Consider the following 13,777-nt stretch of genomic DNA (forward strand, 5'->3'; position numbering starts at 1 on the left):
CCGCAGGTCCGCCGTCACGCGGCGAGCCTGCGAGTGCTGTGTCAGCGCCCCATCATGACTGCTTTTCCAGTTTCACAATGGTCAGGGTGCCGTTGACGTTTTCGACGCGGACCTTGACCTTGTCGCCCTCGTGAACCTGCTTGACCATCGCGGCATCCTTCGCCTTGAACGCCATCGTCATCGGCGGCATCCCGACGTTCTCCAACGCGCCGTGCTTCAGCGTGACCATGCCGGTCGCAGCGTCCACCTTCCTGACCTCCGCATCGGTGAGCGCAGTGTTCGATGACGTCTTCGAAGCCGACGGCTTGGACATGTCCATGCCGGCCATATCATCACCAGCGAACGCGGGCGCAGCGACGATAGCTGCAAGAGCAACAGACGCAACAATCAACTTCTTCATTGAGTTTCTCCAGTCTGAGTAGATGGCACTTTCATGCCGGAAGGTACTGCATGGGGGAGCCGCGCATGGCCAAGCCTTCGCGCGCGGCGGCGTTGCAGCAGGAACCAGGCTGCAGGGATAACGAACATTGAAAGGATTGGCGCCGTGACCATGCCGCCTACCATCGGTGCGGCGATGCGCTGCATGACTTCCGAACCGGCGCCGTGCCCGACCATGATGGGGATGAGACCAGCCAGCACGACAGCAACCGTCATCGCTTTCGGACGCACGCGCAACACGGCGCCTTCGCGAATCGCATCGAACAGAAGCGCCTCGGTCAGCAGTTCTCCGGCTTCCAGCCTGCGATTCAGTGCACCCTTCAGGTAGAGCAGCATCACGACACCGAACTCGGCTGCGACACCCGCGAGTGCGATAAACCCGACCGCGGTTGCGACCGACACTGCATGACCCAGAATCCAGATGAGCCAGAAGCCGCCGACCAGAGCGAACGGCACCGTCGACATCAGCAGCAGTGCATCGGCCGCGGAGTTGAAGGTCAGGAAGAGCAGCACAAAGATGACGACGAGCGTCACGGGAATGACCGTGCGCAGCTTCGCCGCTGCACGCTCGAGATATTCGAACTGGCCGGACCATGCAATCGAATAGCCCGGCGGTAGCGTCACCTTCTCCGCAACAGCGCGCTGCATTGCCTCGACCGCCGACTGCAGGTCCGTGTTACGGATGTCCACGTAGACGTAACCCGAGAGCCGGGCATTCTCGCTGCGAATCATCGGAGGGCCATCGGCAATCATGATGTGCGCGACGTCACCGAGCTGGATTTGCGCGCCACGGTCTGTGACGACCGGCAACTGACGCAGCTTCTCAAGTGAGTCCCGGATTTCACGCGGATAGCGGATGTTGATGGGAAACCGTTCGCGGCCAGCAATCACTTCACCTACGTTTTCTCCGCCGACGGCCGAAGAAATGACGGACTGGATGTCGCCGACGGAAAGCCCATAACGTGCAGCCGCCTGGCGGTCAATGTCGATGTCGATGTACCGACCGCCGTTCAGGCGCTCGGCCAGTGCAGACGTGACGCCCGGCACATTCTTGACCGCTGTTTCGACCTGCGCCGCAATCCGGTCGATTTGCGCGAGGTCGCTGCCGGAAATCTTGACGCCGACCGGCGTCTTGATGCCGGTAGACAGCATGTCCAGACGATTACGGATGGGCGGTACCCACACGTTCGACAGCCCTGGCACCTTGACCGTCCGGTCCAGTTCATCGACCAGCTTTTCCGGCGTCATGCCTGGTCGCCACTGGCTGCGTGGCTTGAACTGGATTGTGGTCTCGAACATTTCGAGCGGTGCCGGGTCTGTAGCGGTGTCGGCCCGGCCGGATTTGCCGAAGACAGTCTGCACCTCCGGAACCGTCTTGATGAGCCGGTCGGTCTGCTGCAGCAGTTCACTTGCTTTCTCGGCCGAAATTCCCGGAAGCGCTGTCGGCATATACAGCAGGTCGCCTTCATCGAGCGGTGGCATGAATTCGCCGCCGAGCTGGGACAGCGGAATCACCGAAGCGGCCAGCGCAACCACCGCCAGCGCAATCGCAACCCACGGCCGCCGCAGCGTCGCTTCCAGCAACGGTCGATACAGTCGAATCAGCACCCGATTGATTGGATTCGAGTTCTCGTGAGGAATGCGACCTCGAATCAGATAACCCATCAGCACGGGCACCAGTGTCACCGACAATCCGGCAGCAGCGGCAATGGTGTAGGTCTTGGTGAAAGCCAACGGAGAGAACAGCTTTCCCTCCTGCCCCTCGAGCGAGAACACCGGGATAAACGACAGCGTGATGATGAGCAGCGAGAAGAATAATGCCGGCCCGACCTCCGCTGCAGATGTCGCGATGAGTTCCCAGCGTTGTGCCGTTGTGATTGGTTCGCCCGGATGCTGGTGGTCGTACGCTTCGAGATGCTTGTGAGCGTTCTCAATCATCACGATGGCCGCGTCAATCATCGCCCCGATGGCAATTGCGATGCCTCCTAGCGACATCAGGTTCGCGTTCACCCCCTGATAGCGCATCACGATGAAGGCGGCCAGTACCCCTATCGGCAGTGACAGAATCGCCACGAACGCACTGCGCAGGTGGAACAGGAACACCGCACAGACCAAACCAACAATGATGAACTCCTCGATGAGCTTGTCCTTGAGGTTGTCAACGGCGCGCTCGATGAGCTGGGAGCGGTCGTAGGTGGTCACGACTTCGACACCGGCTGGCAGAGAACGCTTGAGGTCAGCCAGTTTCGCTTTCACCGCATCGATGGTCGTCAGCGCGTTCTTGCCGGAGCGCATGACGATGACGCCGCCTGCTACTTCGCCCTGCCCATTCAGCTCGGCGATGCCACGTCGCATCTCAGGTCCGATTTGAATCCGGGCTACGTCGCCGAGCAGAACCGGCGTACCTGCATCGTTCGTGCGCAATACGACGTTGCGGAAATCGTCGAGCGTATGCAGGTAGCCAGAGGAACGGACCATGTACTCCGACTCGGCCATTTCAACCACCGAACCGCCCGACTCCTGATTGGCCTTGCCCAATGCGTCGGCCACCACTGCTTGGGTGATGCCATACGCTCGCAGCTTGTCCGGGTCGAGCACAACCTGGTACTGGCGCACCATGCCACCGATGGACGCGACTTCAGAGACGTCCGGCACTGACTTAAGTTCGAACTTGAGGAACCAGTCGTTCAATGCACGAAGTTGTCCAAGGTCGTGTTGCCCGGTTTTGTCGACGAGTGCATATTCGTACACCCAGCCCACGCCGGTCGCATCGGGTCCAAGCGAAACGGTCGCGCCCTGCGGCAGGCGGCTCTGTACCTGGTTCAGATACTCGAGTACCCGCGAGCGTGCCCAGTACTGGTCGGTCTTGTCGTCGAACAGCACATAGACAAACGCATCGCCGAACGACGAATACGCGCGGATGGTTTTCGCACCGGGCACACCTAGCAGCGTCGTCGTGAGCGGATAGGTCACCTGGTCCTCGATGACCTGTGGTGCTTTGCCCGGGTACGACGCCTTGATGATGACCTGCGTATCGGACAGGTCGGGTAGCGCATCGAGCGGCGTTTGCGTGACCGAATAGACACCCCACGCCGTAACGAGCACGGTCGCGAGCAGCACCAGGAAGCGGTTGTGGATGGACCACCGTATAAGACGCGCAATCATTTGGCGCCTCCGACGGGTTCAACCCTGGTCAACTGGTATCCGTCACCCGACTGCCTGAAGACAAAATGGACAGTCTGGCCAGGCTTCACATCCGGAAACGCCGTCGGCGACGGTTTGCCGAATGCCATCGTCATCGCGCCCCAGCCCAGAGCTGGAACCGGCTGATGTGAAAACGTAATGTCTCCGGCCGTCACCTGTTCGACCTTACCTGCGGTGTCGTAGGTCTGCTGTGGTGCTGCGGCAGGTGCAGGAGGCGGCGCGCTCGCACCGGTCGGTGCGGTTGCTTCTAGCTTCGGCAGAACAGATTTCAGACTCGCTTCCGAGTCAATCAGGAACTGGCCGGATGCGACGACCTGCTGGCCCCCGGTCAGGCCGTTGGCCACCTCGGTGTCGTCGCCGGCATCATTGCCAACGGTGACCGAGACAGGTTGTAACCTGCCGTCTGGATTTTTGACGATGACCACCGACCGCTTACCCGTCGTGATGACGGCTTCCGAGGGAACCAGCAACCGCGATACCTTTTTTGCCGCGCCGACGCGCGCCCGCATCAACATCCCCGGCGTCAACCTGAAGTCCGCGTTATCGATTTCGAGGCGAGCCTGAAGCGTACGGCTACTCGTGCTGATGCCCGGCAGGATTTCACGGATGTGTCCCGTGAAATGTTGGGCCGGGTCACCGGCAAACACGGCGTCCACGCTCATGCCCGGTCGGACCTGAAGCGCCAGCGCTTCGGGCACCTCCACCACGAGCCACAGCCTGTCGAGCCCGGAGACTTTCGCAAGCGTCTGTCCGGGCGACACCATCGCGCCATCACGAACGTTCAGTTCGGTCAGCACGCCGGTTTCCGGTGCGGATAGCGTGATGTGTGTCTGCGCCTTGCCAGTTCGGTCGAGACTTGCAATCACACCGTCTGGAATCGACATCGCCCGCATGCGCGTACGTGACGCCGCAAGCATGCCGTCATCCATGCCGCCACGTTTCAGCGCCAGATACTCTTCCTGCGGCGCAAGCCAATCTGGAACGAACAGGGACGCTATCGGTGCGCCTTTCGTTACGCGCTGCATTGGGGCGCTGGCGTAAAGATGGTCAATGTAGCCGGTCACTCGCGACTGGACGACATCGGCTTTCGACTCATCGAACTGCGTAGTACCTACCGCGTCGAATCCTTCCGTTGTCTCCTGCCGGCGTACGGTTGCATATCGAATCCCCAGGTTCTGCTGCAACCCGGGGTCAATCTTGATGCCGTTCGAGCCGCCTTCATCGGCGTAGACCGGCTCTACCTGCATGTTCATGAAAGGTGACTTGCCCGGCTTGTCGAAATGCTGGTTCGGCACCATCGGGTCGTGCCAGTACAGTACCTTCCGGCCAGTCTTCGGGTCGGTTCCGTCGCTGGAGGGTGTTGCCGCACCAGCGCTCTTGCCACTCATCGCCGAACGATGGGTGCCGGCCACATAGCCGACGCCTAGCAAGGCTGCTGCGGCAAACATCGTAAGAGCCGCACGTGCCAGTTGTTTCTTTTGCATGTTGTTCTCCTTCACTGACTGACGGACATCGAGGCGGGCACGACCTGGTATTCCAGTTGGGCCCAGGTCTGGGATACGTCTCGCTGCAGGTCGAGCACCTGAAGCTGGGCGTCGAGTTGCGCGCGCCTGGCAGCGAAAGTGTCCGCAAGCGAGCCGGTGCCTGCCTTGTACGCTGCAGCCGCCAGTTGGGCGCGCTGGTCCGCAGCGGGAAGCAGGGAGCGGGTGAGATTGGTAATGCGCTCGCGACCGCTCGCGAGCGTGGCTGACTGCGTACGGATATCCGCTTCGACCTGACGCTGCGCGTCCTCGTACATCAGTCGCGTCTTAGTGCCCAGTTCCGCCTTCTCCGCCGCGTCCCGGTCCTGGGAGTTCTTGCGATGGATGGGCAGCGGGATGCTGACGCCAACCGACACCATGTTCGAGAATCCGCCTCCGCGCTGCTGGTAGGCGACCTCCCATGTCCAGTTGGGACTGCGGTTGCTGTTCGCGACGGCCGTATCGGCATCGGCGACGGCAATGTCCCGTGATGCTGCGACGAGCACTGGCTGCACCTCACCCAGCTCCTCAGGCGGCAGCGATGACACATATGACTGCGGCGCCGGCGGGTCGCCCGTCACATCAGAAACGGGCATTGCGGTCCAGCGGGACAGACCTATAAGCGCGGTCCGCAACGTCTGCCGGGCCTTGAGCAACTGGTCCTGGGTCTGCGCCAGCATCGCCTGGGCCTGCATCACATCGGCCGCAGTCGCTTTCGCCCCACGATAAGAGGCCTTCGTCGCATCCAGCTCATGGGTCATGTGGCCAACGAGCTCCTGCTGCAGCGAGACAGCTTTCTTCGCATAGACCGCGTTCAGCCACGCGGTGGCCGTTTGCTGGCGGGTGTTCACGAGCTGGGCGAGGTAGCCGGCCCGCTCGCGGTCCACGACGTCATTCGCCAATGCGGACCGGAGTCGGCGCTTGTCGCCCGACACCCATTCCTGCTCGATGCCGATACGGCGCATCGTCATGAAATCCTGGCCAATTGTGAATTTCTGCTGCCCGGTCACAGGCAGGTTGTCGACGCCAGCTTTGAGCATCGGGTCGGGCAACTGGCCGGCCCGGACGGCCGCTTCCGAACTCGCACGGACCGAAGCCTGTGCAGCCCCCATGGCAGCGGAGCGGTCGGTGGCGGCCTGCAATGCCGCGTCAAGCGTGACGGGTGCTTCCTGAGCGTAGGCTGAAACGCTCGCGAGAATCAGCGCTGCAAAAAGTGAATGCGCGCGCAGTGGCGCACGCCGGCATGACGGCGTGCCAATAGTTAAAGGCATGTTCTAACCCCAACGGCGGACTCCCACAGGGAATCCACGTCCTGGACGCAGGACGACCTCGCCGCAAACGCGGCGAACCTGTCAGCAAGGGATTAGAGGGTGCGAGGAGGTCGCCAGAGACCGGCCGGTTCACGGACGGGCAGCGACTGTGCGTAGTGGAATACGACGGGACTGGACAGCCCGGCGGGACGGGTTACCTCGGCAGCGGAGACAGGGTGATACAGGCTGCCGAGCTGGCATTGCGCCGTTGCCTTGCAGAAGAACCCCTTGGCCTTCCCCGGTTGCGAGGATTTCATCGTCTCGCAGCCGGGCATGTCCGAAGACATGGCGCTGCCTTCGTCAGCGGACATGGGCATCTGCATTGGACATTCTCCGGTCAGGCCGCTGGCCGCCAGCCCACTGATGGGCAGCGCGGCGCAAAGCAACAGGAGGAGCAATGTCCGAAGAAATTTCATGGCTGTGATTATAGCGGAGCCGTTTTATCCATGTACCCGCGAATGTGTAGCTAGTGGCGCTCAGCGCACAGCGCCGGCACCGACCGACGATTATGGTGGCGGGGCGCAGCGCGTGCCGCCGGCAATCGGCCCGCCAGCGAAAGGACTCAACGGAAATGGACGCACTTCCGGCACCCGGCCATGCATGCTATCCCGCTGAAGGCCACCGCTCAGTGAGGTGTGGCTAAGGCACCGCGTGCTTTTTCTTCCTGAACGGCGCCAATTTCAACAGTGCCTGACGCCGACCTGCCTGCCTTCGGTTTCCACGTGCGCAACAACAATGCGTTGCTGACAACACTCACGCTGCTGAAGGCCATCGCGGCTCCCGCCACGACGGGACTAAGCACACCAAAAGCCGCCAGAGGTACGCCGACGACGTTATAGACGAACGCCCAAAAGAGGTTTTGCCGAATCTTTCGATACGTCTTGCGTGAGATGTCAATCGCGTCGGCCACCAACGACGGGTCGCCACGCATCAGCGTCACGCCTGCTGCATGCATCGCGACATCCGTGCCTGTTGACATGGCAATGCCAACGTCAGCCGCTGCCAGCGCGGGCGCATCGTTTATCCCGTCACCGACCATACCGACAACCGCGCCAGCCTTACGCAACGCGGCGACGGTGTTCGCTTTGTCCTCGGGCAGCAATTCTGCATGCACTTCGTCGATGCCCAGTTCCTTTGCCACGCGCTGCGCGCTACCCCAGTTATCACCGGTAAGCAGGACCGTACGCACGCCCATCTCTGAGAGCGCTCCGATAGCATGACGCGCGGTGTCCTTTATGGCGTCGCCGAAGGCCATCAAGGCGAGCACGCGCGACTCGGGGTTGGTTTCAATCAACCATGACACGGTCAAACCCGAGGCCTGCGCTTCTTCGGCGGCTTGTTGCAGTTCGCTCGGCACCTCGACAGCGCGTCCGCCCAACCACCGGTCACTGCCAATGACGAGTTGCCGCTCGTCCACGGTAGCTTCAATGCCGTGACCGGGCAGCGCTGTGACGTCTGCGACGCTGCTCGGTGCAACTCCTTCGCGTTGTGCTTCCGCGACGACCGCACGGGCAAGTGGGTGTTCGCTCGCCTGCTGAACCGACGCAGCAAGCCGCAGAGCTTCGTTTCGTGACACATGCGCCGGTTCGAATATGACGAGGCTGGGTTTGCCTTCGGTCAACGTGCCCGTCTTATCGAACGCAACTACGTTCATCCTATGCGCCAGTTCCAGGGCTTCGGCATCCTTGATGAGTATGCCGTGCTGGGCCGCCACGCCGGTGCCCGCCATAATCGCGGTAGGGGTCGCAAGACCGAGCGAGCAGGGACAGGCAATGACAAGTACCGCGACCGCGTTCAGCAATGCGATTTCGGCACTTCCACCCACACAGAGCCAGCCGAAGAAGGCCAGCAATGCAATGCCCAAGATAGCCGGCACAAATACCGCGCTGACCTTGTCCACCAAACGCTGAATCGGCGCCTTCTCGGCCTGTGCGGACTCGACCAGCCGAATAATGCGCGACAACATCGTGTCCGCGCCGACGGCCGTCGTCCGCACAGCAAGGTAGCCATGCGCCACGATTGAGCCGGTGACGACCGCGTCGCCTGCGCCCTTGGACACCGGCAAGCTCTCACCCGTGATGAGCGACTCGTCAATATCGCTTTGGCCTTCCAGAATCACGCCGTCGACTGGAATTCGCTCGCCAGGACGAACCACCACGCTGTCATCTACTCTTACCTGGGACAGTGGAATGTCCTTTTCTTCGCCGTTTGCGCGCACGCGCGCCGTTTCGGGCCGCAGAGCATTCAGCGCCCGTATGGCCTCGGCCGTCTTACGTTTCGCACGCACTTCCAGCCATTTGCCGAAACGCACCAGCGCAATGACGATGGCGGCCGACTCGAAGTAGAGGTGCCCCATTTCGCCAGGGTGAGCCATCAGTTCATACACGCTCAGCCCATACGCAGCGGAAGTCCCGAGCGCAACCAGCAAATCCATATTGCCGGCTCTCGCCAGAACCGCCTTGTATGCAGCCTTGTAGAACCGCCCACCGAAGGCAAACTGCACGATTGTTGCGAGCACGAGTTGAACGGACGGTGGCAGCATCACGTGCAGACTGAACCACTGGGCCGCCATCGGCACGGCCAGCGGCAGCGTGAGCAGCGCGCAGACTAAAACTGCCAGCATCTCGCTGTCTCGCCGGGGCAACGGCGCTTGCTTCGCTTCGTCGGTGTGCAACGATGCCTCATAGCCCGCTTTCGAGACGGCGACGACGAGCGCATCCTCTCTAACTCCAAAGCCGCGCACCGTTGCGGTCTCTGTTGCGAGGTTCACGACGGCGTCAGTCACGCCGGCTATCCGGAGCAGCGCCTTTTCGACGCGCGAAACGCAGGATGCGCATGTCATGCCGCCCACGTTAAGCGAGGTCGACGACTGTGGCACTTCGTAGCCTGCGCGTTTCACTGCCTCAACAAGCGCATCCGGCACGACGGATGAGTCCGTCGTTACGTTCGCACGCTCGGTGGCGATATTCACGGTCGCCCGTTCGACGCCCGGCACTTTTGAAATCGCTTTTTCAACCCGGCTCACGCAAGACGCGCAAGTCATTCCTTCCACTGGCAAAGTCCATTCTTTGGTCGGCTTTCTACCGCCGGCCTGCGGCACTGTCGCTTCCATTTTCATCACCTCATGGATAACCCCAACCGAGCCAAGGGAGGCTCGGGGCGCAAGTCAATCTTTCGACATCGGGCTGTAACCCGCCTCGGAGATAGCATGCAGAAACTCATCGGGCGACATCTCAGACACAACCTTCACCCGCTTTTGGTCAAGGTATACGTGGACCATCGCGGATTGGTCCACGTCTTTTACCGCTTTCGTGATGAGGCCCGCGCAGTGACCACACGTCATGTCTTTCACTTCAAATTCCATTTTTTCTCTCCGTTCAGGCTGAATGAATCCAGCATTGGCCTTCCCCCTACTGGAAGGTCAAGCGCGCCGCGGCAGTCCACCGTCTCATGACCGGGGTGGGTCAATGACGTTGCAGTCAGGTCATTCAGGATTGGGCATTCAGGTTGAGAATCGCCTCTGCAGTGCTTCGCCAGGTTCTCGAGGGTCTCTTTCATTTGAACGAGTTCGCGGATACGCAGCTCCAGCTCTCCGATATGCCCCATGGCCAGGCGTTTGACCTCACTACTCGGCCGGCCGTCCTGCCACAGCCCGAGCAAAACGGTGATTTGGTTCATCGAAAAACCGAGTCGGCGCGCTTGCTTAATGAACCGAAGTATTTGCACATCGCTGGGCGAATACACGCGGTAGTTGGACTGCGTGCGCTTCGCCGGCCGAATCAGTCTGGTTTCCTCATAGTGGCGAATCATCTTGGCCGATACGCCGGACGCCTTCGCCGCTTCACCAATGTTCATATTGAGCCCCTTTAGAGCACGGTCCGTACGCCGCACATTTTTTACTGTGGACCTTCCTATGATGGGAAGGTCAAGCGTGTGCGCCACCGCTGCAGGCGGCGGCTAGTGCAAGCGGTTCCTGATGGGTTCATGCATCACATGTGGGCTGCCGTAGCTCGCGCCGCTGGCGGCGAATGCTGCCTTGACGTGAATCTGTTGCTTCGATGACAAGGCTTGGAGCCATAAAAAAAGGACCCGAACATGCGTTCGGGTCCTGTAAAAGATGGCCTTTGCCTGGGAGTCAATCGAGGCTGGCTGAGCCCTCAATGGACCCTGCGGCGGTGACCATCTGCGTGGACGTGAGAAACAACCGCTGCCGAACTGGCTACTAGGCGTCCGGCAGCGGGCTGGAGACAAGCACGGCAGCAGCGACCAGCACGCCCGCCAGGACCAGCGACTCGACATGCAGGACAGCGGCGAAGCGTTTGAGGTGGCGTACCGGCGATGTCGATGACGCATTTGTCAAAGACGCCAATAGGCTGGGCATCTGAAAGAAGCGATTGTGCCCGCCGAGCGCGGCGGCAACGAGCACCAGCGCAAGTTTCAGAAGCAAAATCTGTCCATAAAGCGAACCGACCAGGTTGCCCGCCGAATTGACGCCGCGCCACCCGTTGTACGCACCAGTAGCAAACAGCAAAATCAGCGCGAACGTGGCAGCGTCCGAGAGCGACTGAACGAACGCACCACTGTTCACAAGCTCGGTTCCCTCCGCTTCGAACAAACGCGGCATCACAACGTAAGTCGCAACCAGCACAAGGCCCACCCACGTGCTGATGGCGAGCAGGTGTATCCAGTCCGCCCATACAGGCAGGCTGAAAAGGCCAGCATCGACCGGATGGCCCCCATTGCTTCGAGCGAGGGCGACACCAGCCACGGCCAACCAGATGGCTAGCGGAAATCGAATCGACTTGCCCGTCTGCATGAACGAAAGGATGGCCACGCACAGCATCAGTCCCTCGCCAACCGACCAGGCATGACCAAAATCGGTCTCCACCAGCATCGAGCGGATTGCAGGCCCCGCCTCCAGCAGCGTGGAGTCGCTCATCACCGCGCAATGAATCCAGAATGCAAACGCGCTGGACATCAGTACGCCGACCGACGCAATACGTAGAGCGCGAACCAGCCGCCGGCTCACGCCTGTCTGCCACGGTGAGGGTCGGCGCGCGAGCCACCGGTCACTGAGCAGCACGCCGACAACAACTGCAAAGCCGAGGTTCTGTAGAGCGACGAACGCGAGCCGCAGAATGCCGAGGAGACCGTCGTTCATCACTTCACCTGGAAGCCGTATGCGCCCTTCGTCTTATGGGAATCATGTGTCATGACGGCCCACTGCACGGAGTAGGAACCCGACGACAGCTTCGGGACAGCAATGGTCAACACCCGCGGATTTGCGGCATCGACCTTGGCCTTTTCCTTGCTTACAGCGGTGCCGTTTGCGTCGGTCACTTTCACGGTGCTGAAGGCGGACTCCAGGTCCTCGTTGAACGTGAGTCGCAACGTGTCCGGTGCCGCGTCGACCGTGGCACCGGAGGCCGGGACGGCGCTCTCGAGCTTGCCGTGCGCGAACGCAGCAGCCGGCATGAATGTGATGACGGCTGTCGTAGCTAATCCCATCAAGTGCTTGCGAGTGAATGTTTTCATGTTCTTGCGCATCCTGAATAGTCAAAGTAGGTGTTGCCTGCTTTTAATGGCAACACCCCATGCACCATTACTGCTTCTGCAGCTTGGTTACCGTCGCGACACCGTTCACTTCTTCGGCTACGAAATCAATCTTGTCGCCGACCTTGACCTGCGAAATCATTGCCGGGTCCTTCACCTTGAACACCATCGTCATGGCTTCCATGCCCAGATTCTCTATCGGGCCGGCTTTGATGGTCAGCTTCCCGGCTGCAGCGTCGACCTTCCTGATTTCCCCATGCGACATGGCGGCGTTTTCACCGGCCGGTTTGGCACTGCTGCTGCTCATGTCCATGTTGCCCATGTCGCCGGCCGCATAGGCCGATGCGGAGATTGCTAATGCGCAGCTAACTGCAATCGATGCAAATACGTTCTTCATCACTCTTTCCCCTGCGTTAAACAAAAGTTGAGCCGGCTGCATGCCGGCAAGACAAAAATCAGCTCTCCGGTAGCTCACCGGTGTATTCGTAGGCGACCGTTCCTTTGGGGTGTTTGAACCAGCCCGGGTCGCGGTAGTCGTTGCGTCCCAGTCCCTCGCGAACCTTCACGACGCTAAACATGCCGCCCATCTCCAGCGGGCCAAAGGGGCCGGTGCCGGTCATCATCGGCAGCGTGTTATCGGGCAGCGGCATCTCCATCTCGCCCATCGCGCCACCCGTGCTTCCCATTGCCATGTAATCCGGCACCAGCTTGTTGATGCGTTTGGCGAGGTCCTTCTGCGGCACGCCAATGAAATTCGGTACCTGGTGTCCCATCGCGTTCATCGTGTGGTGCGACTTGTGGCAATGAAATGCCCAGTCGCCGGGCCGGTTCGCCGTGAATTCGATGGCGCGCATCTGCCCGACCGCGACGTCGGAGGTGACCTCCGGCCAGCGCGCGCCCTTCGGAATCCAGCCACCGTCCGTGCCGGCTATTTCGAAGGAGTAACCGTGCAGATGGATGGGGTGGTTGGTCATCGTGAGATTGCCGAAGCGGATACGCACGCGGTCGCCAGCACGGATGGGCAACGGGTCGATACCCGGAAACACGCGCGAATTCCATGTCCACATGTTGAAGTCGGTCATCTCATTGACGCGCGGCGTGAAGCTCCCCGGGTCGATGTCGTACGCGGACATGATGAACACGAAGTCGCGGTCGACGGGCATGACCGTTGGGTCCTTCGGATGCACGATGAACGTGCCCATCATTCCCATCGCCATCTGCACCATCTCGTCGGCGTGCGGGTGATACATGAAGGTGCCGTGCCTCTCCAGCTCGAATTCGTAGACGAACGTCTTGCCTGGAGCGATATGCGGTTGCGTGAGTCCTCCGACGCCATCCATGCCCGACGGCAACAGCATCCCGTGCCAGTGAACGGTGGTGTGCTCCGGCAGCTTGTTGGTCACGAAGATGCGGACCTTGTCGCCTTCCACTGCCTCGATGGTCGGCCCCGGCGTCTGGCCGTTGTAGCCCCAGAGATTCGCGTTCATGCCGGGTGCCATTTCACGTACCACGGGCTCCGCAGTCAGGTGGAATTCCTTCCAGCCGTTCTTCATGCGCCAGGGCAGCGACCAGCCATTCAGCGTTGCAACGGGCGTATAGGGACGGCCATTCGGAGGCGTGAGCGGCGGTTGCATCGTGGCCTTGGCCATCGTGGGCGCCTCAGGCAGCGACGCAGCGCCAGCCTTGCTGACCAGTGCTGCTCCGAGCAGCGCCGCCCCGGAGCCACCAATAAAATCTCGACGTGACACCATT

11 protein-coding genes and 1 pseudogene are annotated in these 13,777 nt (G+C 60.9%); all 12 read right to left on the reverse strand.

The genetic code is table 11. The features are described 5' to 3' along the window. Positions 1-52: 52 nt before the first annotated feature. Positions 53-400, reverse strand: coding sequence for a copper-binding protein (locus P0D89_RS07765; protein ID WP_408376372.1), 348 nt, complete (start codon positions 398-400; stop codon positions 53-55). Then, positions 397-3,603: an efflux RND transporter permease subunit gene (locus P0D89_RS07770; protein WP_408376373.1), complete on the reverse strand. Its 3,207-nt coding sequence runs from the start codon at positions 3,601-3,603 to the stop codon at positions 397-399. Before P0D89_RS07770 ends, P0D89_RS07765 begins: the two co-directional genes overlap by 4 nt. Then, positions 3,600-5,126 carry an efflux RND transporter periplasmic adaptor subunit gene (locus P0D89_RS07775; protein ID WP_408376413.1) on the reverse strand — a complete coding sequence of 509 codons (1,527 nt, stop codon included), beginning with the start codon at positions 5,124-5,126 and terminating at the stop codon, positions 3,600-3,602. The genes P0D89_RS07770 and P0D89_RS07775 overlap by 4 nt, the downstream gene beginning before the upstream one ends. Positions 5,127-5,137: 11 nt before the next feature. Further along, complete coding sequence (locus tag P0D89_RS07780) at positions 5,138-6,433, reverse strand: TolC family protein (RefSeq protein WP_408376374.1); 1,296 nt, start codon at positions 6,431-6,433, stop codon at positions 5,138-5,140. Between the two features lie 92 nt (positions 6,434-6,525). Continuing rightward, complete coding sequence (locus P0D89_RS07785; RefSeq protein WP_408238474.1) at positions 6,526-6,888, reverse strand: hypothetical protein; 363 nt, start codon at positions 6,886-6,888, stop codon at positions 6,526-6,528. Positions 6,889-7,097: 209 nt separating this feature from the next. After that, a complete protein-coding gene (locus tag P0D89_RS07790) occupies positions 7,098-9,590 on the reverse strand; it encodes a heavy metal translocating P-type ATPase (RefSeq protein ID WP_408376375.1) in 2,493 nt (830 codons plus the stop codon). A gap of 48 nt (positions 9,591-9,638) precedes the next feature. Further along, on the reverse strand, positions 9,639-9,836 hold the full coding sequence (locus P0D89_RS07795) for a heavy-metal-associated domain-containing protein (protein ID WP_408376376.1): 198 nt from the start codon (positions 9,834-9,836) through the stop codon (positions 9,639-9,641). Between the two features lie 116 nt (positions 9,837-9,952). Further along, a pseudogene (gene cueR, locus P0D89_RS07800) lies at positions 9,953-10,327 on the reverse strand (Cu(I)-responsive transcriptional regulator); the annotation flags it as partial. A gap of 367 nt (positions 10,328-10,694) precedes the next feature. Next, entirely contained in the window at positions 10,695-11,633 is a 939-nt protein-coding gene (locus P0D89_RS07805) for a CopD family protein (RefSeq protein WP_408376377.1), read from the reverse strand. Next, positions 11,633-12,007 carry a copper homeostasis periplasmic binding protein CopC gene (gene copC / locus P0D89_RS07810; protein ID WP_408376414.1) on the reverse strand — a complete coding sequence of 125 codons (375 nt, stop codon included), beginning with the start codon at positions 12,005-12,007 and terminating at the stop codon, positions 11,633-11,635. The genes P0D89_RS07805 and copC overlap by 1 nt, the downstream gene beginning before the upstream one ends. 67 nt (positions 12,008-12,074) lie before the next feature. After that, positions 12,075-12,422 (reverse strand): copper-binding protein, encoded by a 348-nt coding sequence (locus tag P0D89_RS07815; protein WP_408376415.1) that lies wholly within the window; start codon positions 12,420-12,422, stop codon positions 12,075-12,077. Between the two features lie 58 nt (positions 12,423-12,480). After that, complete coding sequence (locus P0D89_RS07820; protein ID WP_408376378.1) at positions 12,481-13,776, reverse strand: multicopper oxidase domain-containing protein; 1,296 nt, start codon at positions 13,774-13,776, stop codon at positions 12,481-12,483. Between the last annotated feature and the right edge of the window lies 1 nt (position 13,777).

It is taken from the genome of Paraburkholderia sp. RL18-085-BIA-A (assembly GCF_046027075.1).
Lineage (GTDB): Bacteria > Pseudomonadota > Gammaproteobacteria > Burkholderiales > Burkholderiaceae > Paraburkholderia.

Coding starts and splice junctions, on each gene's coding strand:
- P0D89_RS07765 (WP_408376372.1), bottom strand. CDS start 400: ATGAAGAAGTTGATTGTTGCGTCTGTTGCTCTTGCAGCTATCGTCGCT.
- P0D89_RS07770 (WP_408376373.1), bottom strand. CDS start 3,603: ATGATTGCGCGTCTTATACGGTGGTCCATCCACAACCGCTTCCTGGTG.
- P0D89_RS07775 (WP_408376413.1), bottom strand. CDS start 5,126: ATGCAAAAGAAACAACTGGCACGTGCGGCTCTTACGATGTTTGCCGCA.
- P0D89_RS07780 (WP_408376374.1), bottom strand. CDS start 6,433: ATGCCTTTAACTATTGGCACGCCGTCATGCCGGCGTGCGCCACTGCGC.
- P0D89_RS07785 (WP_408238474.1), bottom strand. CDS start 6,888: ATGAAATTTCTTCGGACATTGCTCCTCCTGTTGCTTTGCGCCGCGCTG.
- P0D89_RS07790 (WP_408376375.1), bottom strand. CDS start 9,590: ATGAAAATGGAAGCGACAGTGCCGCAGGCCGGCGGTAGAAAGCCGACC.
- P0D89_RS07795 (WP_408376376.1), bottom strand. CDS start 9,836: ATGGAATTTGAAGTGAAAGACATGACGTGTGGTCACTGCGCGGGCCTC.
- P0D89_RS07805 (WP_408376377.1), bottom strand. CDS start 11,633: ATGAACGACGGTCTCCTCGGCATTCTGCGGCTCGCGTTCGTCGCTCTA.
- copC (WP_408376414.1), bottom strand. CDS start 12,007: ATGAAAACATTCACTCGCAAGCACTTGATGGGATTAGCTACGACAGCC.
- P0D89_RS07815 (WP_408376415.1), bottom strand. CDS start 12,422: ATGAAGAACGTATTTGCATCGATTGCAGTTAGCTGCGCATTAGCAATC.
- P0D89_RS07820 (WP_408376378.1), bottom strand. CDS start 13,776: ATGGTGTCACGTCGAGATTTTATTGGTGGCTCCGGGGCGGCGCTGCTC.